18 protein-coding genes and 1 pseudogene are annotated in these 18,984 nt (G+C 61.7%); 13 read left to right on the forward strand and 6 right to left on the reverse strand.

What is annotated here, in order from left to right; translation table 11 throughout:
• Positions 1 to 17 precede the first annotated feature (17 nt).
• The 4 genes from pgeF to NKI20_RS05485 all read left to right on the forward strand — a co-directional run bounded on the left by pgeF (position 18) and on the right by NKI20_RS05485 (position 3,730).
• Positions 18 to 812 carry a peptidoglycan editing factor PgeF gene (pgeF, locus tag NKI20_RS05470; protein ID WP_023761208.1) on the forward strand — a complete coding sequence of 265 codons (795 nt, stop codon included), beginning with the start codon at positions 18 to 20 and terminating at the stop codon, positions 810 to 812.
• Positions 812 to 1,963 (forward strand): M24 family metallopeptidase, encoded by a 1,152-nt coding sequence (locus NKI20_RS05475; RefSeq protein WP_352828970.1) that lies wholly within the window; start codon positions 812 to 814, stop codon positions 1,961 to 1,963. The genes pgeF and NKI20_RS05475 overlap by 1 nt, the downstream gene beginning before the upstream one ends.
• 43 nt (positions 1,964 to 2,006) lie before the next feature.
• Positions 2,007 to 2,639 carry a hypothetical protein gene (locus NKI20_RS05480; protein ID WP_352603462.1) on the forward strand — a complete coding sequence of 211 codons (633 nt, stop codon included), beginning with the start codon at positions 2,007 to 2,009 and terminating at the stop codon, positions 2,637 to 2,639.
• 155 nt (positions 2,640 to 2,794) lie between these two features.
• The gene (locus tag NKI20_RS05485; protein WP_013530002.1) at positions 2,795 to 3,730 is read left to right on the forward strand and encodes a ribose-phosphate pyrophosphokinase; all 936 of its coding nucleotides are present in this window, start codon (positions 2,795 to 2,797) and stop codon (positions 3,728 to 3,730) included.
• 18 nt (positions 3,731 to 3,748) lie between these two features.
• Here the strand turns inward: NKI20_RS05485 and NKI20_RS05490 are convergent.
• Positions 3,749 to 4,629, reverse strand: a pseudogene (locus NKI20_RS05490) (AraC family transcriptional regulator); the annotation flags it as partial.
• Positions 4,630 to 4,781: 152 nt separating this feature from the next.
• On the opposite strand from NKI20_RS05490, the gene NKI20_RS05495 reads away from it, so the two are divergent.
• Positions 4,782 to 6,029: an MFS transporter gene (locus tag NKI20_RS05495; protein ID WP_352828974.1), complete on the forward strand. Its 1,248-nt coding sequence runs from the start codon at positions 4,782 to 4,784 to the stop codon at positions 6,027 to 6,029.
• Positions 6,030 to 6,082: 53 nt separating this feature from the next.
• On the opposite strand, the gene NKI20_RS05500 is transcribed toward NKI20_RS05495, so the two are convergent.
• Complete coding sequence (locus NKI20_RS05500) at positions 6,083 to 6,940, reverse strand: alpha/beta fold hydrolase (protein WP_352828976.1); 858 nt, start codon at positions 6,938 to 6,940, stop codon at positions 6,083 to 6,085.
• A gap of 149 nt (positions 6,941 to 7,089) precedes the next feature.
• Here NKI20_RS05500 and NKI20_RS05505 point away from each other — a divergent pair, with 149 nt between their 5' ends.
• On the forward strand, positions 7,090 to 7,518 hold the full coding sequence (locus NKI20_RS05505; protein ID WP_352603470.1) for a MarR family winged helix-turn-helix transcriptional regulator: 429 nt from the start codon (positions 7,090 to 7,092) through the stop codon (positions 7,516 to 7,518).
• Between the two features lie 113 nt (positions 7,519 to 7,631).
• Here NKI20_RS05505 and NKI20_RS05510 read toward each other — a convergent pair whose 3' ends face one another.
• Complete coding sequence (locus NKI20_RS05510) at positions 7,632 to 9,638, reverse strand: putative bifunctional diguanylate cyclase/phosphodiesterase (protein WP_352603472.1); 2,007 nt, start codon at positions 9,636 to 9,638, stop codon at positions 7,632 to 7,634.
• Between the two features lie 293 nt (positions 9,639 to 9,931).
• Between NKI20_RS05510 and NKI20_RS05515 the strand changes: the two genes are divergently transcribed.
• From NKI20_RS05515 to NKI20_RS05545, 7 genes are all read left to right on the forward strand, one after another.
• The gene (locus tag NKI20_RS05515) at positions 9,932 to 10,966 is read left to right on the forward strand and encodes a class I SAM-dependent methyltransferase (RefSeq protein ID WP_023760730.1); all 1,035 of its coding nucleotides are present in this window, start codon (positions 9,932 to 9,934) and stop codon (positions 10,964 to 10,966) included.
• A gap of 264 nt (positions 10,967 to 11,230) precedes the next feature.
• Positions 11,231 to 11,872: a 50S ribosomal protein L25/general stress protein Ctc gene (locus NKI20_RS05520; protein ID WP_352828979.1), complete on the forward strand. Its 642-nt coding sequence runs from the start codon at positions 11,231 to 11,233 to the stop codon at positions 11,870 to 11,872.
• A gap of 23 nt (positions 11,873 to 11,895) precedes the next feature.
• Entirely contained in the window at positions 11,896 to 12,621 is a 726-nt protein-coding gene (gene pth / locus NKI20_RS05525; RefSeq protein ID WP_352828981.1) for an aminoacyl-tRNA hydrolase, read from the forward strand.
• Positions 12,622 to 12,712: 91 nt separating this feature from the next.
• Positions 12,713 to 13,816, forward strand: a complete 1,104-nt coding sequence (gene ychF / locus NKI20_RS05530) for a redox-regulated ATPase YchF (protein ID WP_023760727.1) — start codon at positions 12,713 to 12,715, stop codon at positions 13,814 to 13,816.
• Between the two features lie 223 nt (positions 13,817 to 14,039).
• Positions 14,040 to 15,014, forward strand: a complete 975-nt coding sequence (corA, locus tag NKI20_RS05535; RefSeq protein ID WP_352828983.1) for a magnesium/cobalt transporter CorA — start codon at positions 14,040 to 14,042, stop codon at positions 15,012 to 15,014.
• A 107-nt stretch (positions 15,015 to 15,121) separates the two neighbouring features.
• Complete coding sequence (locus NKI20_RS05540; protein ID WP_352828985.1) at positions 15,122 to 15,598, forward strand: MaoC family dehydratase; 477 nt, start codon at positions 15,122 to 15,124, stop codon at positions 15,596 to 15,598.
• Positions 15,595 to 16,068, forward strand: coding sequence for a MaoC family dehydratase (locus NKI20_RS05545; protein ID WP_352828987.1), 474 nt, complete (start codon positions 15,595 to 15,597; stop codon positions 16,066 to 16,068). The genes NKI20_RS05540 and NKI20_RS05545 overlap by 4 nt, the downstream gene beginning before the upstream one ends.
• Before the next feature lie 97 nt (positions 16,069 to 16,165).
• On the opposite strand, the gene NKI20_RS05550 is transcribed toward NKI20_RS05545, so the two are convergent.
• The 3 genes from NKI20_RS05550 to NKI20_RS05560 form a co-directional block, all read right to left on the reverse strand.
• Positions 16,166 to 16,711 (reverse strand): adenine phosphoribosyltransferase, encoded by a 546-nt coding sequence (locus tag NKI20_RS05550; RefSeq protein WP_023760724.1) that lies wholly within the window; start codon positions 16,709 to 16,711, stop codon positions 16,166 to 16,168.
• Between the two features lie 9 nt (positions 16,712 to 16,720).
• Positions 16,721 to 17,866 carry an alpha-hydroxy acid oxidase gene (locus NKI20_RS05555; protein ID WP_352603478.1) on the reverse strand — a complete coding sequence of 382 codons (1,146 nt, stop codon included), beginning with the start codon at positions 17,864 to 17,866 and terminating at the stop codon, positions 16,721 to 16,723.
• A 183-nt stretch (positions 17,867 to 18,049) separates the two neighbouring features.
• On the reverse strand, positions 18,050 to 18,922 hold the full coding sequence (locus tag NKI20_RS05560) for a cytochrome c1 (RefSeq protein WP_352828988.1): 873 nt from the start codon (positions 18,920 to 18,922) through the stop codon (positions 18,050 to 18,052).
• Positions 18,923 to 18,984 lie beyond the last annotated feature (62 nt).

An 18,984-nucleotide genomic window follows, 5' to 3' on the forward strand; every position in this document is an offset into this window, starting at 1 on the left:
CGGACAACAACGCCCGCATGCTGAATCAGACCAAACCGGATCCCGTTCGGTCGCCGCTGCTGGACAAGGCGCAGGCACAAGGCATCCGCCACGGCTATTTCACCCGCATTGGGGGTGTCTCCAGCGGCATCTATCATGGCCTCAACATCGGCACCGGATCGAACGACGATCAGGCCTTGGTGGCCGAGAATCGCGCCCGGGTCGCTGCGTGGATGGGCGTGCCGGCGCGCCATCTGTTGACCGCCTGGCAGATCCACTCACCCGATGTCGTCATCGCCCGGGAACCCTTTGCCGGCGAGCGCCCCAAGGCAGACGCCATCGTCACCGACCGGCCGGGCGTCGCCATCGGCGCCTCGACCGCCGATTGCGGTCCGGTACTCTTCGCCGATCCGCAGGCGCGCATCATCGGCGCCGCACACGCCGGATGGAAAGGCGCTTTCACAGGCGTGCTTGAAAACACCGTCATCGCCATGGAAAGCCTCGGTGCCCATCGCCAAAACATCATCGCCGTGCTCGGCCCTTCGATCGGCCCGCAAAATTATGAAGTCGGACCGGAATTCCTTGCCCGCTTCGTTGAGGCCGACGCCGAGAACATCGGCTATTTCGCGCCTTCCGCCAACGCCGGCCATGCGATGTTCGACCTCAACCGCTACACGGTCGACCGGCTGGCCAAGGCCGGTGTAATAGCCGACGGCCTCGGACGCTGCACCTATGCCGAGGAAGATCTGTTCTACTCCTACCGGCGCGCCACGCACCGCAAGGAGCCCGATTACGGCCGGCAGGTTTCGGCAATCGTTTTGGAGAGGGAATAATGGCGCTGCATTTTGAACGATCCGAATTCGACGCGCGGCGCGACCGGCTGATGATCGAGATGGCCGAGAAGAAGCTCGACGCCATCCTCCTGTTCGCGCAAGAGAGCATGTACTGGCTGACCGGCTACGATACGTTCGGTTTCTGCTTCTTCCAGTGCCTGGTGGTGAAGGCCGACGGTTCGATGGTGCTTCTGACCCGCTCGGCCGATCTGCGTCAGGCGCGCCAGACCTCGATCATCGACAACATCGTTCTGTGGACCGACCGCGATGGCGCCAATCCGGCGGTCGACCTGCGCAATCTGCTCAACGAACTCGACCTGCTCGGCGCTCGCATTGGCGTCGAATACGACACTCACGGCCTGACCGCCTTCAACGGCCGCCGGCTCGACGAACAGTTGCAGACCTTCGGCCAGATCGCCGATGCATCCGGCATCGTCGGCCGGCTGCGCCTGTTCAAGAGCCCAGCCGAAATCTCGAAGGCCGAGAAGGCCGCCAATCTCTCAGACGACGCGCTCGACGCGGCCTTGCCGCTGATCAAGCAGGGTGGCGACGAAGCCTTGATCCTGGCCGCCATGCAAGGTGCGATCTTCGCCGGCGGCGGCGACTATCCAGCCAACGAATTCATCATCGGCTCCGGTGTCGACGCCCTGTTGTGCCGCTACAAGGCCGGCCGCCGCAAGCTCACAAAGAACGACCAGCTGACGCTTGAATGGGCTGGCGTCTTCAACCACTACCATGCGCCGATGATGCGCACGGTGCTGACCGGCAAGGTCTCCAAGCGCCATCAGGAGCTCTTCGACGCCGCCCGCGCCGCCCTTCTGGCCGTCGAGAAGGCGATGACGCCGGGCAACAGCTTCGGCGACGTGTTCGACGCCCACGCCCGCACCATGGAGGCGCACGGCCTGACCAAGCACCGGTTGAACGCCTGCGGCTATTCGGTCGGAGCCCGCTTCACGCCATCCTGGATGGACATGCCGATGTTCTACCAAGGCAATCCCGAGCCGATCGCGCCCAACATGACGCTGTTCGCCCACATGATCATCATGGATTCCGACACCGAGACGGCAATGACGCTTGGCCGCACCTACCTGACCACCGAATCCCAGCCGAAGCCGCTGTCCCGCCATGATCTCGACTTGATCGTACAGTGAATCCATAATGGGAGGCGTTCTTCGCCAAGGAGTTAGAAGGCAAATGAGACGATCGCATGTGACGACCGTGTCATTGCTTGTGGCATTGGCTCTTGGCGCCTGCACCAACGCAAAGGACGTGCTCGAACCCTCTGCCATCACCCCGCCGGCAACGTCGACCCAGACACTGCCCGCCACATCAGGCAACACTGCAGCCGCAGTTCCGGCCCCGGGCGGCCCTGCCACCACCGCGGCGGGCGCTCCTGCAACCACCACACCGGTCACATCAGCCCAAAGCGCCGCCGCCCTGGCGAAGACCCGGCTGCAGATCGCGCCGATTGTCGGCGCGTCGGTCGAGGCCGCGACACCGCTGACGGCGGAACTGCAGACCCGGGCCCGGCAGCGCGGCATTACGCTCGCCGGCAGCGCCGACCAGACCGCGACGCATGTGCTCAAAGGCTATTTCTCGACGATGTCTGAAGGCACCGACACCACCGTCATCTATGTCTGGGACGTTTATGACCCGGCAGGCAACCGCCTGCACCGCATCAACGGTCAGCAGAAGGCGCCTTCGGTTAGTGGCGGCGCCAGCGGGGCCGGTGACAGCTGGAAGGGGGTCTCGCCGGCCACCATGCAGGCAATCGCCGACCAGACCATCGACCAGTTCGCGGCCTGGCTTGGCGGCAAGGCGGGCTGAAATGATTTCTACCGGCGATGGTGCAAGGCTTTCCTAGGATTATCCGGCGGATTCCCGATCTCGGTGCTTGCAATACCGGCGCGGGCCGCTAAAAGCCCGGTTAAAGGGCGCAGGCGAGTCCGTCAGGGCTTTCCATCCTCCACCAGGAACGGTGCATGAAACTCTTCGCGGGCAATTCCAACAGGGTGCTGGCCGAAGCGGTCGCCCGGTACCTCAACGTCCCGCTGGGCAAGGCCACTGTCAGGCGCTTCGCCGACCAGGAAATCTTCGTCGAAATCCAGGAAAATGTGCGCGGCGAGGATGTCTTCATCCTGCAGTCAACCTCGTTCCCGACCAACGATCACCTGATGGAACTGCTCATCATGATCGATGCCTTCATGCGCTCATCGGCCAAGCGCATCACGGCGGTCATCCCCTATTTCGGCTACGCCAGGCAGGATCGCCGCGCCTCCGGCCGCACGCCGATCTCGGCCAAGCTGGTCGCCAACATGATCACCCGCGCCGGCGTCGACCGTGTTCTGACGCTCGACCTCCACGCCGGCCAGATCCAGGGCTTCTTCGACATCCCGACCGACAATCTGTTCTCGGTGCCAGTGATGGCCCGCGACGTGAAGGCCAAATACAAGCAGCTCGGCAACGTCGTGGTGGTGTCGCCCGACATCGGCGGCGTGGTGCGGGCGCGCGCGCTGGCCAAGCGCTTCGACGCGCAACTCGCCATCGTCGACAAGCGCCGCGAGCGACCCGGTGAATCGGAAGTGATGAACATCATCGGCGCGGTCGCCGGCAAGGATTGCCTGCTGATCGACGACATCGTCGATTCCGGCGGCACGCTGTGCAACGCCGCCGATGCGCTGCTGGCCAACGGCGCCACCAGCGTCACCGCCTATATCACCCACGGCGTGCTGTCGGGCGGCGCGGTTGCCCGCATCAGCGGCTCGAAGCTGCAGGAACTGGTGATCACCGATTCCATCCAGCCGACCCAGGGCGTGCTCGATGCTCCCAACATCCGCGTCATCTCGATCGCCGACCTGATGGGCGAAGCCATCTCGCGTACGGCAACCGAGGAATCGGTGTCCAGCCTCTTCGACTAAGACCGATACCTGACCTTGCGGCGCGGGGCCCTCCAGCCGGACCGGACCGATCAGGCGACGAGCGACTTCGAGCTTTCGCGTGCGCCGCGCATATAGCCGCGCGGCGAGGCGCCCAGCATGCGCTTGAACATTGTGATGAAGGCCGGCACGCTGTCATAGCCGAGATCGAGCGCCACCCTGGTGATCGGCTCGCCATCGGCCAGCCGCGGCAGCGCCGCGAACAGGCAGGCCTGCTGGCGCCATGTCGACAGCGACAGGCCGGTCTGGCGCTGGAAGGCGCGGGTGAACGAGCGGCGGCTCATGCCGGCGACATCGGCCCACTCGTCGATCGTTGCGTGTGGCGAAGGTGCGGCGACGAAACGCCGGCACAGCGCCGACAGCCTGGGATCGGTCGGAAACGGCAGCCCGAGCGGCCGTTCCGGCAAGATCGGGATTTCGTGCAGCAGAAGGTTCATGATCAGCCCGCCGCGCCCTTTCAGCTCGCCGCCTTGCGGCAGCTTTTCCGATTCCACGATCAGGCTGTGCATCAGGTCGGTAACGCCAACGACGCGCAACCCTTCCGGCAGCCCGGGGATCGCCTGCGGCATGACATAGACCGAACGCATCGACACATCGCCCAGCATCTCCACGGAGTGCTCGGTGCCGGCGGGAATCCACATCGCATGGTCGGGCGGCACCATCCAGCGACCGTAGCGCGTGGTCACCAGCACGACGCCTACCAGCGCATGAAGCAACTGACTGCGGCTGTGGCGGTGCAGCGGCACACGATAGCCGTCAGGATATTCGGTCGGCAGCGCCACCGCCGGCCCGGCCACTTGCTCCAGCCACTGCCAGCGGCGCTCGTGCAACTGCTCGAGATCGGCACTGCCGGCGTGGAAGACTTCTTTGCCGTGCGGCATCTTGTATGGCCCACTTGCGAAACTATTGGACCAAACCACGAAAGAAGTCACCCTGCAAGCAGCTTATAAGGCAACCGTTCCTTAGGCGGCCTTCAGCAGCGTCCGCCAGTTTGCCCTGCGGGCGTGCCGCCAAAAAGACCACGGAGCCTACCTTGACCGACACGACAGCCGCCAGCGTCGCCCCACCGACCGCCAATCACGCATCAGCCCAGGCGACGGCCTTCACCGTCATCCTGGCGGTGAGCTTCTGCCATTGCATCAACGACATCATGCAGTCGCTGCTATCGGCCATCTATCCCTTGCTGAAAGAGAATTACGGCCTCGATTTCTGGCAAATCGGCCTCCTGACCTTCACCTTCCAGGTGACCGCATCGCTGCTGCAGCCGGTGATCGGCATGATCACCGACAAGCGGCCGATGCCCTATTCGCTGCCCTACGGCATGGCGTCTTCGCTGATCGGCCTGGTCGTGCTCGCCTATGCCGGGCACTATTCGCTGCTCCTGGTCGGCGCCTCGCTGATTGGCATCGGCTCGGCGATCTTCCATCCGGAATCCTCGCGCATCGCACGCTTCGCCTCTGGCGGCCGCTTCGGTCTGGCGCAGTCGCTATTCCAGGTCGGCGGCAATTTCGGCCAATCCATGGGGCCGCTGCTGGCTGCCTTCATCGTCGTGCCCTTCGGCCAGACCAGCATCTCCTGGTTCGCTGTCGGCTCGCTGATCGGCATCATCGTTTTGTGGCGGGTCGGCGGCTGGTACAGCCGGCTGCGCGCAGCACAGGGCAATCGCAAGATGGCGAGCTTCGTCTCGCCCTTCCCGCGCCGCAAGGTGATGTGGGCACTGGCGGTGCTGACGCTGCTGGTGCTGACCAAGAACGCCTACATCGCCAGCCTCGCCAGCTACTACACCTTCTATTCGATCCATAAGTTCGGCGTTTCGGTGCAGATGTCGCAGGTCATGCTGTTCCTGTTCCTTGGCGCCTCGGCGCTAGGCATCCTGCTTGGCGGCCCGTTCGGCGACCGCTATGGACAAAAGGCCATGATCTGGTTCTCCATCGTCGGCGTGCTGCCCTTCACGCTCGCCCTGCCCTACGCCAACCTGGAATGGACGATGGTGCTGACGGTGCTGATCGGCCTGATCCTATCATCGGCCTTCTCCAACATCGTCGTTTTCGCCCAGGAACTGGTGCCGGGACGTGTCGGCATGATCGCCGGCATCTTCTTCGGCTTCGCCTTTGGCATGGGCGGCATCGCGGCTGCCGTGCTCGGCGTGGTCGCCGACATGAAGGGCATCGATTATGTCTTCCAGGTCTGCTCGTACCTGCCGCTGCTTGGGCTGCTGACCGTGTTCCTTCCGAATATGAAGGAAGCCAGGAGGGCGCAGGCGGTCGCTGCAACCCGGTAAGGCCGGGCGATATAGGCACCCGCCCCGATGGCGGGTGCCTTCTGGAAAATATCCTAGGCCTTGAAGAAGGCCAGCAGGTCGGCGTTGATGATGTCGGCTTGGGTCGTGGCCATGCCGTGTGGGAAGCCCTTGTAGACCTTGAGCTCGCCCTTCTTGAGCAGCTTGATCGTCAACAGTGCCGAGTCGGCTATTGGGACGATCTGGTCGTCGTCACCGTGCATGACCAGAACCGGCACGTCGATCTTCTTCAGGTCTTCGGTGAAGTCGGTCTCCGAGAAGGCCTTGATGCAATCATAATGCGCCTTGGTGCCGCCCATCATGCCCTGGCGCCACCAATTGTCGATGATCCCCTGCGAGACTTCCGCGCCCGGACGGTTGAAGCCGTAGAACGGACCTGCCGGGACATCGCGGAAGAACTGGGCGCGGTTGGCTGCCTGGGCGGAGCGGAAGCCGTCGAAGACCTCGATCGGCAAGCCGCCGGGATTGGCCGCGGTCTTGAGCATGATCGGCGGCACCGCGCCGATCAGCACCGCCTTGGCGACACGGCCGCCCGAGCCGTATTGAGCGACATAGCGCGCCACCTCACCGCCACCGGTCGAATGGCCGACATGGATGGCGTCCTTGAGATCCAGATGGGCGGCGAGATCCGCGACATCGGCGGCGTACGTATCCATCTCGTTGCCAATGTCCGTCTGGGTCGAGCGGCCGTGCCCGCGCCGATCATGGGCAACGACCCTGTAGCCTTGTGACAGGAAGAACAGCATCTGGGCGTCCCAGTCATCGCTGCTCAATGGCCAGCCATGATGGAAGACGATCGGCTGACCGGTCCCCCAGTCCTTGTAGTAAATTTGCGTTCCGTCCTTGGTGGTGATCGTGCCGCTGCCGGAGCTGGGCTTGGATTGCGAGGTCATCTCAATCTCCGTTCTGTTGACTTCGCGATAAACGATATCGCGATAACTATCGCTATCGCAGTTCGAAAACCTTGTCCATAAAAATATATATCGCGATATCGTTTTTCGTGGTATAGAACCGACTGCCGTACCGGCAGAAGGAATGCGCCGTGCCTCTCCCGTTGGACAATCAACTCTGTTTCACGCTCTATGCCACCAGCATGGCGATCAATCGCACCTATAAGCCGATGCTGGACCAGATGGGCATCACCTATCCGCAATATCTGGTTCTGAACGCGCTTGGAGAGACCGATGGCATGTCGGTTGGCACGGTTGCGCGGCGGCTTGCCCTTGAATCGAGCACCGTCACGCCACTGGTGAAGCGGATGGAGCAGGCTGGACTGGTGACCCGCCAGCGCAGCCAGACCGACGAGCGCCAGGTGCAGGTCGATCTGACCGCCGCCGGTCGCACACTGCTTGTCCAGTGCAACTGCCTCAACGAGACCTTGATCGAGCGCTCAGGCATGACTCTGGCACAGCTTGATGCGCTGAACCGGCAGATCAGGGCACTGCGCGCCGCGTTGAGCGGCGAACACTAAGCCACACCCCTTGCGTGCCCGCCTGGCTTTGCCATTGGTCGATAGCAATCGGCGCGGCCCTTGAGCCATAGCGGCCAAGGGCAGCTAAGCCAAACCTCGGAGAGCAGGCGCAATCATGCCGATTTAAGCACGGTGAATGGGCGTTTGCGGATGGCCCGCTTTGGCTGGTAACTGACGGCGGGAGCGGGACGGCCGACATGAAAGCCTTGGACCTTGTCTATGCCGAATTCGCGCATGAGGGCCATCTGTTCGTCGGTTTCCACCCCTTCGACCAGGATTTTGTGGCCGCGATTCCGCACCAGGGTGATAATGTCCTGGAGCATTGCCTTGCCGTTCGGGGCGCTGCAATCGTGCAGGAACGAGCGATCGATCTTTACCGTATCGAAATCGATCAGGCGGAGCCACGAAAGGCCCGCGAAGCCCGTCCCGAAGTCGTCAAGCCATATCTTGATTCCCAGCAGCTTCAGGTCGCTGATGCACCGAAGAATGTCCGAATGCATCTCCATCTCCAGCCCTTCGGTGATCTCGAAGGCCAGCCTGCTTCCGGAGACGCCGGTCTCGCCCAGAATGGTCGCTACCGACGTTGCAAAGCCAGGTGTCTTGAGCTGGATCGGAGAGACGTTGACACTGACGACGCGGACGTAATCGTCCGCCAGGAGCTCGGCGCACACCGTTCTTATTGCCCAGCGCCCGAGTTCCAGGATTGCGCCGGTTCGTTCCGCGACGGGAATGAACAGGCTCGGCGGAACCGACGTGCCGTCCAGCATTTTGAGGCGCATCAGAGCCTCTACGGCTTCAACTCGGTCCGTTTTGACATCCTGGATAGGCTGGTAAACGAGTGACACGAGGTTCTGGCCGATAGCGATCTTCAGCAAAGCCGCAATGTTCTCGCTCTCGTCGCTGCTCTGGGGATCGGAGGGGTCGAACAGGCGAGCACAGTTTCGGCCACCGGCTTTTGCCAGATAGAGTGCGCGATCAGCCTCGTGGATGATCTTCTCCAGCTTGGCGCCAGTCTGCGTTCTGGTGAACGCAGCGCCAACGCTCACGGTCACGATCGAGACGCCGTCTCGCCGCAGCTCGTGGATGAGCGCCAGGTTCTCCACCGTGCTGCAAATGGCTTCCGCGATCTCCAGGATCTGCTCTTTGTTCTCCACGCGAGCCAGGATAATGAACTCTTCACCGCCGTAGCGGCCGATGGAGCCATTGTACCGCCTGATCATTTCGCTAAGAGCATTGGCGACATGGATCAGGCAGCGGTCGCCTTCCTGATGGCCGTAACAATCATTGAACTTCTTGAAGAAGTCCACGTCGATGAGGATCGCCCCAAAACTGGTGCCAACCTTTTGCCAGTCGTTCCAGTAGTCCCTTAGCTTCTCGTCGATCGCCCGCCGGTTCTCCAGGCCTGTAAGCGGATCGGTCCGCGACAGTCTCAGCAGGGCCTTACCGCGTTCGGTCGCCTCGTTGTGCTGGATCTTCGCTTCCAGGGCGTTCAGGAAGACGTTGTAGCGCTCTTCATTCAGTTTCCAGTTGACATATGAGGTAAACGTGAAGCAAGAGATATAGAAAGTTCCGAATACCATCTTGTATATTAGCGTCGAAGGCACGAAATAATTTACCACGTACAGTATACACAATATTATTGTGGAAGTTACTATCGAAAGTTTGAAATTGAACGTGAAGAAAAGATTGGCGCTCATCATGAAGATGGTGCCGAAGACCATATAGTAAGAGACGCTTTCTTTGTCCGCACCAAAAACTGCAGGGCACAGCCAACCGACATAGCCAAAGATGATGGCTCCGGCGCAAGTGACGTCAAGCCATTCCGTTGCTACCTCCCGGCGAAGCTGCGCTTCCAGGATCAAAAGCGCAGTCAATCCGACCGCGAAGCGCGCAGTGATCGTGTATGCAGCCACATCTGGGATCAGCAGCAGATCCGTTGCAGAAAACAAGAGATAGATGACAACGGCCATCCAAAGCCCTGGCCGGGCTTCCCCTCTTCGCGTCGCATGAGCTTCCGTACGGTAGAGGGCGCGGAGCTCGTCGGTCCCCAGTTCATAGCGCGGTTCGTACGGCTCCGCATGAACAGTATCGGCCAATGCGGATGACGCGTGATCGTTCATCACAGCAAACCCCGTTTGAAGGGGATTTTCGGCTCCGAACTCATTTCTAGTTTCTGCCCTCACGCAGGCCGACTCCCTGGACGCGACAGCGATTGCGACGCCACGCGTACAAATGCAATCGCGCAGGACAAGTTTCCGTTAACTCGAAACCCGAATCCGGCCCGGAAGAAGTGCAATGATTAAAGATGGTTAGCGGGAAATTAATCATAACGCTAAAATGCGCCCGGCCCATCATTGGCAAATGGAGCATTCTACGCAATAAGTTAACTGACTGTTAACTATGGAGCGTTGGTGTGCAAACCGTTCTTGATGGAAAAAGCCTGATTACTGCCGAGATGCTCGCCGGAAGTCTGCCTCGGGGAAGACCCGAGGATCACGGCGAAGTCTTCGAAACCGCTCGTGCAGAGCTTGCACTCATTCTCCATGCGACCCATCAGCAAATCGAACAAGGAAAGGACCCCGCCGAGGTCATTCGTAGTCTGATGTCGCACCTCAACGCGACACGTGCCAAAGTTCATCCCGACGTTTGGCAAGCATTGATACCGGTGGTGCAGAACCATCCGGTCCTGGAGTATTTTCTCGAGGATCCGCTTACGCGGTGGTCTTTCAGCAAGCCCAGAGGTTATGCTGGTGATGCGGAGTTGCTCGACTACATCTATTGTGATCCGCACGTGGCCGAGAGCGTGGCAAACGCCTCGGAGATCGGCAAGGCGCTCTATACCCATACCCAGGACGTCCCGTCTTGCGTCGCTGCACGGGAACGACGTGACCTATTGACCCGCTATGTCGATGAGATCGCGGCCAAGAACGGACCGGAAACCGAGATCCTGGCGATCGCGGCCGGGCATTTGCGGGAGGCCAATCGCTCGGTCGCCCTGGCGGAAGGACGTCTCAAGCGTTGGGTTGCGCTCGACCAGGATCCACAGAGCGTTGGGTTGATCGCACGTGACTTCCAGGGCACCGCGATCGAGGCGGTCGACGGGTCGGTGCGGACCGTGCTCACGAGGGGCCACAGGCTGGGCAAGTTCGACTTCATCTACGCCTCCGGCCTTTACGACTACCTCCAGCACAACGTCGCCGTAAAACTCACGAAGACCTGCCTGCAGATGTTGAAGCCGAACGGGACATTTCTCTTTGCCAACTACGCCGAGGACAATCCTGACGCCGGCTACCGGGAGACCTTCATGGACTGGGTGTTGCTGCTGCGATCGGAGGTCGACATGTGGAACATCGTCAATGCCAGCGTCGACCGCAACGCCGTCAACGCGCAGGTGTTCTTTGGCGAGAACCGCAACGTGCTCTATGCCGTCATCGAAAAGCGGGGATAATCACCGCCCCGAACTGCGCGCCGGCGGACGTGCCTTTGGCTGACGTGCCTTTGGCTTGCACCTCCGGCCGCCTTCCGCTATAGAGCCGCCACCCGCGTAGACACCCTTGGAGGCAACGCGGCGGAAGGCCGCCTTCCCGCATGATCCCGAAAAGTGGATTCCGGTTTTCGGACCAGGTCATGCATGGGTATGTCGGCTTTCGACGTTTACGGCCAGGCAGGTTGCCAACCGTAAGCGCTCCAGAACAAACCGAAAGGAAATGCCATGAGCCACGACACTTACGAGCTCAAGGCCGAAGCACGCGAACAGGTCGGTAAGGGGTCCGCCCGTGCAGTTCGCCGCAACGGTAAAGTGCCTGCAGTAATCTATGGTGACAAGCAGCCTCCCCTGGCTATCGCACTCACCTACAAGGACATCTATTACAAGATCCATGGCGGCGGGTTTTTGACCACGATCGCCACGATCGATGTCGACGGCAAGAAGATCCAGGTCCTGCCGAAGGACTTCCAGCTCGACCCGGTCAAGGATTTCCCTGTCCATGTCGACTTCCTGCGCATCGGCAAGGACACCCAGGTCAATGTCGACGTGCCTGTCCATTTCATCAATGAGGACAGGTCGCCCGGCATCAAGCGCGGCGGCGTGCTCAACATCGTGCGTCACGAAGTCGAGTTCCACTGCCCGGCCAATGCGATCCCGGAATTCATCACCATCGATCTCACCGGCGCCAACATTGGCGACTCGATCCACATCTCGTCGGTCAAGCTGCCGGCTGGTGTGAAGCCCGTGATCTCCGACCGCGACTTCACCATCGCGACCATTGCCGGTTCGTCGGCGATGAAGCCGGAGGCGGAAGAGACGACTGAAGTGGCTGCACCCGAACCGGCTCCCGCCGCCGAAGAGAAGTAACTCTTTCCCGCTCGGAGCAGACGATGCTTGTCTTTGCAGGCCTCGGCAATCCGGGCGCGAAATATGCCAACAACCGCCACAATGTCGGTTTCATGGCGGCGGACGCAATCGCCCGCCGCCATTCCTTTTCGCCCTGGTCGAAGAAATTCCAGGGCCTGATTTCAGAAGGCACGCTCGGCGGCGAAAAGATCGTCCTGATCAAGCCGCAGACCTTCATGAACCTGTCCGGCCAGTCGGTTGGCGAAGCGCTGCGCTTCTACAAGCTCGAGCTGTCCGCACTCACCGTGTTCTATGACGAGATCGACCTTGCCGAAGGCAAACTGCGCATCAAGACCGGCGGCGGCGCCGGCGGCCATAACGGCATCCGCTCGATCGATGGCCATGTCGGCAACGCCTACCGCCGCGTGCGCATCGGCGTCGGTCACCCCGGCGTCAAGGAAATGGTCCAGCACCATGTGCTCGGCGATTTCGACAAGGTCGACCGCGAATGGCTCGAACCGCTGCTCGACGCAATCGCCGAGAACGCCGCCATGATCGCCAAGGGCGACGACTCCGGCTTCATGAACAAGGTCAGCCTCGCCGTCCAGGGCAAGGCCGGCACGGAACCAGAAAAGCCGGCGCAGAAGCAGCAGGGCCCCAAACACCAAAGCCACATCCGCCAGGCACGCCCGCAACAGGCCCCCGCCAAACCGCCTGAGACCGGCCCGATGGCCGCCATGCTGAAGAAGCTGTTCGGCGGCAAGGACTGAGCGGGATCGGCGCCACAGGGCTTGACGTTGATCACCCCTATCGCCCATAGCCCTGATCAAATTTCTATTTCCCTATAGGACCGGACAAAAAATGGGTTTCAAATGCGGCATCGTTGGCTTGCCCAACGTCGGCAAGTCGACGCTTTTCAACGCGTTGACCAGGACGGCGGCGGCGCAGGCCGCCAACTATCCGTTCTGCACCATCGAACCGAACACCGGCGAGGTAGCGGTGCCCGATCCGCGCCTGCAGAAGATCGCGGCGATCGGCAAGTCGAAAGAGATCATCCCGACCCGCATCTCCTTCGTCGACATTGCCGGCCTGGTGCGCGGCGCCTCGAAGGGCGAAGGGCTGGGCAACCAGTTCCTCGCCAACATCCGCGAGGTCGACGCCATCGTGCATGTGCTGCGCTGCTTCGAGGATGACGACATCACCCATGTCGAAGGCCGCATCGACCCTGTTGCCGACGCCGAGACGGTCGAAACCGAGCTGATGCTCGCCGACCTCGACAGCCTCGAGCGCCGCATCGTGCAATTCCGCAAGCGCGCCGGCAGCAAAGACAAGGAAGCGACCACCGTGCTGCCGATGATGGAGGCAGCGCTCGAACTGCTGCAAGCCGGCAAGCCGACCCGCATCCTGCTTAAGGGCATCTCGGCGGAAGACCTGCGCATCCTGCAGGGGCTGAACCTTCTGACCTCGCACCCCGTGCTCTACGTCTGCAATGTCGCCGAGGCAGATGCCGCCACCGGCAACGAGCACACCAGCGCCGTGGAAAAGATGGCTGCCGCGCAGGGCGCGGGCACCGTGGTGATCTCGGCGGCGATCGAGGCGGAAGTCGCCCAGCTCTCCGACGAGGAAGAGATGGAATTTCTGTCCTCGCTGGGCCTCGACGAACCCGGCCTGAACAAGGTCATCCGCGCCGGCTACGATCTGTTGCATCTGATCACCTATTTCACCGTCGGGCCGAAGGAGACGCGCGCCTGGACCATCCACAAGGGCGACAAGGCCCCTCAGGCGGCCGGTGTCATCCACACCGATTTCGAGCGCGGCTTCATCCGCGCCCAGACCATCGCCTACAATGATTTCATCACGCTTGGCGGCGAAGTGGCGGCCAAGGAAGCCGGCAAGGCGCGTGACGAAGGCAAGGAATACGTGGTCCAGGACGGCGACATCCTGCTGTTCAAGTTCAACACCTGACGCCTCAAGCGGCCGGGTATCCAAAACATCCCGGCGAGCTTTTTTCTCGACGAGTTCTTCCGAGCGGCCGACGCCCATCCGCCGGGCAGCCGCTTGTCTTGATTTTGTCATGCCACAGGTCTAAGCGGCAGGCGCGAGGTCGGCGCTGGCGCCGAGAACCGTGCAATCCGACACGACGCGTCAATCCGAACGCACCCTTTAATCCAGCAAGGGAGACCCGGCGATGATCAAGGCCTTCGTCGTGGACAATGACCGCCTGCGCGCCGTCGATGACCTCTTGGCAAACAGCGACAATGTCGTCTGGGCCGATCTGCTCAACCCGACCAAGGAAGAGGAAGCGGCGATCGAGGCGTGGCTCGGCGTCGCCATTCCGACGCGCGAGGAGATGGAGGAGATCGAGATTTCGAGCCGCCTCTATGTCGAGGATGGCGCCTACTTCATGACCGCCACCCTGCCCGCCCAGACCGAAATCGACGATCCCCTGATGTCGCCTGTCACCTTCGTGCTGGCCGGCACCAGGCTGATCACCGTGCGCTACCACGAACCGAAGGCCTTCAAGACCTTTCCGCAGCGCGCCGAGAAGGTGGCGACCGGCTGCACCAGCGGCGACACCATCCTGATCGGGCTGCTGGAGGCGATCGTCGACCGTCTCGCCGATATTCTGGAACGCGCCGGCCGCGACATCGAAGTAATCTCGCGCGACATCTTCGAGGCGCGGTCGACCAAGGTCTCCAAGCGCAACCGCGACTTCCAGGAGCTTTTGAAAGCGATCGGCCGCAAGGAGGACATCGCCTCCTCGATCCGCGACAGCCTGATCTCGCTGCAGCGCCTGGCCGGCTTTTTCGCCCATGCCTCGACCCGCACCAAGATGAGCAAGGACACCAAGGCGCGCATCAAGACGCTGTCCCGCGACGTGCTGTCGCTCGCCGACCACGCCACCTTCCTGTCGCAGAAGATTTCCTTCCTGCTCGACGCGACGCTTGGCATGATCTCGATCGAGCAGAACGCCATCATCAAGATCTTCTCGGTTGCCGCCGTCATCTTCCTGCCGCCGACGCTGGTCGCCTCGATCTACGGCATGAACTTCGACGTCATCCCCGAGCTCAAATGGGAACTGGGCTATCCCTTCGCGATTGCCATGATGGTGTTGTCGGCGATCCTGCCGTTCTGGTATTTCCGGCGCCGCGGTTGGCTCTGATCCGCCCGCCAAAGGCCATGCAGCCACGACTTGGCGCTATAGAAATCTCTTGACCAAATGTGCTGCGGCCTGCATCCGGAAACCCTTCGTCAGCCGGATTTCAGACCATGACTGCAAAAACAAAAACCTGGGCCTATGAGGATTTCGTCGAGGGCGCGTCGCTCGATCTCGGTAGCAAGCTGGTGAGCGCCGCCGAGATCGTCGAATTCGCTGGAGAATTCGACCCGCAGCCGATGCATCTCGACGAGGAGGCGGGTAAGGCCAGCATCCTCGGCGGTCTCGCGGCGTCTGGCTGGCACACCTGCGCCGTGTTCATGCGCATGCTGTGCGATGCGTTCCTGCTGGACTCCACCTGCCAGGGCGCACCCGGTGTCGACCATGTCAAATGGAAGAAGCCGGTCCTGGCCGGCGACCAGCTCACCGGCACCCTAGTGGTTGTTGCCAAGCGCCTGTCGAAATCGAAGCCGCAACTCGGCTTCGTGACAATGCGCAGCGAGCTGTTCAACCAGCGTGGCGAAAGCGTCTTCGAGCTTGAGAATTCCGCCATGTTCCTCACGCGCGATGCCGCGGGGAGCCAAGCATGACACTGGACGAATTCTTCCGCATCGGCACCACCGTGACGCTCGGCTCGCACACATTCGAGCCCGAGGCGATCAAGGCGTTCGCACGCAAATACGACCCGCAAATCTTCCATGTCGACGAGGACGCAGCGAAGAAGAGCGTGCTCGGCGGGCTCTGCGCTTCCGGCTGGCACACGGCGGCGACCTGGATGAAACTTAATCTCGAAAATCGCATGGACGCCGAGATCCCTGCGTGGAGCGGCCCCGGTCCGGTGCCGGAATTTGGCCCCTCGCCCGGTTTCAAGAACCTGAAATGGCTGAAGCCGGTCTATGCCGAGCAAACCATCACTTTCACGCGCACGGCGCTGTCGCACCGCCCGATCGCCTCACGCCCCGGCTGGCGGCTGCTGGCCCTGCGATGTGAGGCTTTTGAGTCGACCGGCGACATGGTGCTGGAGTTCGAGAGCGCGGTGCTGGTGAAGACGGGTGAGTAGCCGGTTCGGCGAATTCATCGTGCCAGCGGCACGATGAAAGGCCAACGAATGCTGCGAAGCAACGGGGACCGCCCGGGCGGTCGTGATCAATCGCTTTTCAAACCCCTTCAAACCCAATCAGCGTCCGCACCGGCACGCCGAGCGCTTCGAGCTTGGCGCGGCCGCCCAGGTCCGGCAGGTCGATGACGAAGCAGGCGGCGAGGATATCCGCACCGATCTGGCGCAGCAGCTTGACCGCCGCCTCAGCGGTGCCGCCGGTGGCGATCAGATCGTCGACCAGGATCACCTTCTCGCCGGGCGAAACGCCGTCCTTGTGCATCTCCATCTCGTCCAGCCCGTATTCCAGGCTGTAGGCGACGCGCACCGTCTCGAAGGGTAGCTTACCCTTCTTGCGGATCGGTACGAAACCCGCCGAGAGCTGATGGGCGACGGCGCCGCCGAGGATGAAGCCGCGCGCCTCGATGCCGGCGATCTTGTCGACCTTCTGGCCGGCATAAGGATGCACCAGCTCGTCGATGGCGCGGCGGAAGGCGCGCGCATTGCTGAGCAGCGTGGTGATGTCGCGAAACAGGATGCCGGGCTTGGGATAGTCCGGAATGGTGCGGATCGCGGCAAGCAGCGTGTCTTCTAGTGAGGATTTCATGTGTCGAGATTACCTGAAACGGAGGTTGTTGCGCGACAATTGTTCGATCGAACTGCAGCCCATCAGCTTCATGCCGCGTTCGATCTCGGCCCGCATCAGTTCAAGCGCCCGTTCGACGCCGGGCTGGCCGGCCGCTGCCAACGGGAACAGATAATAGCGGCCGACGCCGACGGCCTTGGCGCCGAGCGACAGCGCCTTCAGCACATGCGTGCCGCGCTGCACACCGCCATCCATGATGACGTCGATCCTGTCTCCGACCGCATCGACGATCTCGGCAAGCTGGTCGAACGCCGCCCGCGAGCCATCCAGCTGCCGGCCGCCATGGTTCGACAGCACAATTCCGCTGCAGCCGATGTCCACGGCACGCCTGGCATCCTCAACCGACATGACGCCCTTAAGGCAGAACGGACCCGACCACAGCTTGACCATCTCGGCGACGTCGTCCCATGTCATCGACGGGTCGAGCATCTCGGTGAAGTAGCGGCTGATCGACATCGTGCCGCCACCCATGTCGGCATGCTCGTCGAGCTGCGGCAGCTTGAACCCCTCATGGGTGAAATAGTTGATCGCCCAGGCCGGCTTGAGCGCGAACTGCAGCATCCCGGCCAGATTGAGCTTGAAGGGAATGGCGAAGCCGGTGCGTTTGTCGCGCTCGCGATTTCCCCCGGTGATGCTGTCGACGGTCAGCATCATCACCTCGACGCCAACCCCCTTTGCCCGCTGCATCATCGCCCGATTGAGTGCGCGATCTCTATGGAAATAGAACTGATAGACCTGCGGGCTGCTGCTGATCCGGCGCGCTTCTTCAAGGCTGACGGTGCCAAGCGAGGAGACCCCGAACATCGTGCCATATTTGGCGGCGGCCTTGGCGACCGCGCGCTCGCCCTGATGGTGGAACAGCCGCTGCAAGGCGGTCGGCGAGCAATAGAACGGCATCGCCAGCTTCTGGCCCATGACCGTCACCGACATGTCAATCTCGCTCACCCCGCGCAAGACATTGGGAACCAGGTCGCAGGTGTCAAAGCTTTCAGTGTTGCGGCGGTAAGTGACCTCATCGTCCGCCGCGCCGTCGATGTAGTTGAAGATCGGCCCCGGCAGCCGCTGCTGCGCCATGCGGCGGAAATCGGAAAAGTTGTGACAGTCGCTGAGCCGCATCATCGAAATCCAAACACCATGCCGTCGACAATTCTTTTTTCAAAGATGCTGTGTGGCATACCACAGGGCGCCGTGCCAACGGACCTGTGCGACAAGAACGCACCTGACCACCAGATCGCCAACCCCCGTTCAGCAAAAAAGGGCGCCCGTCGGCGCCCTTTTGTGATCAATTGGCTGTGTCGCTTAATGCGCCACGCCTTCCCACACCTTGCGCTTGGTGAGATAGACCAGCGCACCGAACAACAACAGGAACACCAGAACGCGGAAGCCGGTCTTCTTGCGATCTTCCATGTGCGGCTCGGCCGCCCACATCAGGAAGGTCGCAACGTCGCGGGAATACTGGTCGACGGTCTGTGGCGAGCCGTCGTCATAGGTCACCTGACCATCGGACAACGGCTTGGGCATTTTCAGCGACACGCTGGACATGAAGTACGGATTGTAGTGGGTGCCTTCCGGGATCACCATGCCGGCCGGCGGCGTCTGGTCGTAGCCGGTCAGCAGCGAATGGATGTAGTCGGGACCGCCCGCGTCGTACTGCGTGAAGATGTCGAAGACGAATTGCGGAAAGCCGCGCTCGACGCCGCGTGCCTTGGCCAGCAGCGACATGTCGGGCGGCGCAGCGCCGCCATTGGAGGCAGCGGCGGCCTCCTCATTGGCGAAGGGCGCCGGGAAATGATCGGACGGCTTGCCGGGACGGTCGAACATGTCGCCGGCATCGTTGGGGCCGTCATGAATCGTGTACTCGGCCGACAGCGTCTTGATCTGGGCATCGGAATAGCCGAGGTCCGACAGCGTGCGGAAGGCCACCAGGTTCATCGAATGGCAGGCCGAGCAGACTTCCTTGTAGACCTTGAGGCCGCGCTGCAACTGCGCCTTGTCATATGTGCCGAACGGGCCGGTGAAGCTCCAGCTCATTTCCTTCGGCTCGTTGATCGGGAAATGCGTCGGATTGGCCGCGTTGTGTGCCTCTTCGGCGGCGACTGCCCAAGTGCTTGCTGCCCCGGTGCCGGCGGCCACAAGGCCGATCAGCGCCAGCGAGGTGAGAATCCTTTTCATGCCAAATCCCCTTAGATTCTCTACCGGTCTGTCTTCCTGTTTGAGCATGGCCTTGTCCGGAA

This window comes from Mesorhizobium sp. M0830 (assembly GCF_040319965.1).
GTDB lineage: Bacteria > Pseudomonadota > Alphaproteobacteria > Rhizobiales > Rhizobiaceae > Mesorhizobium.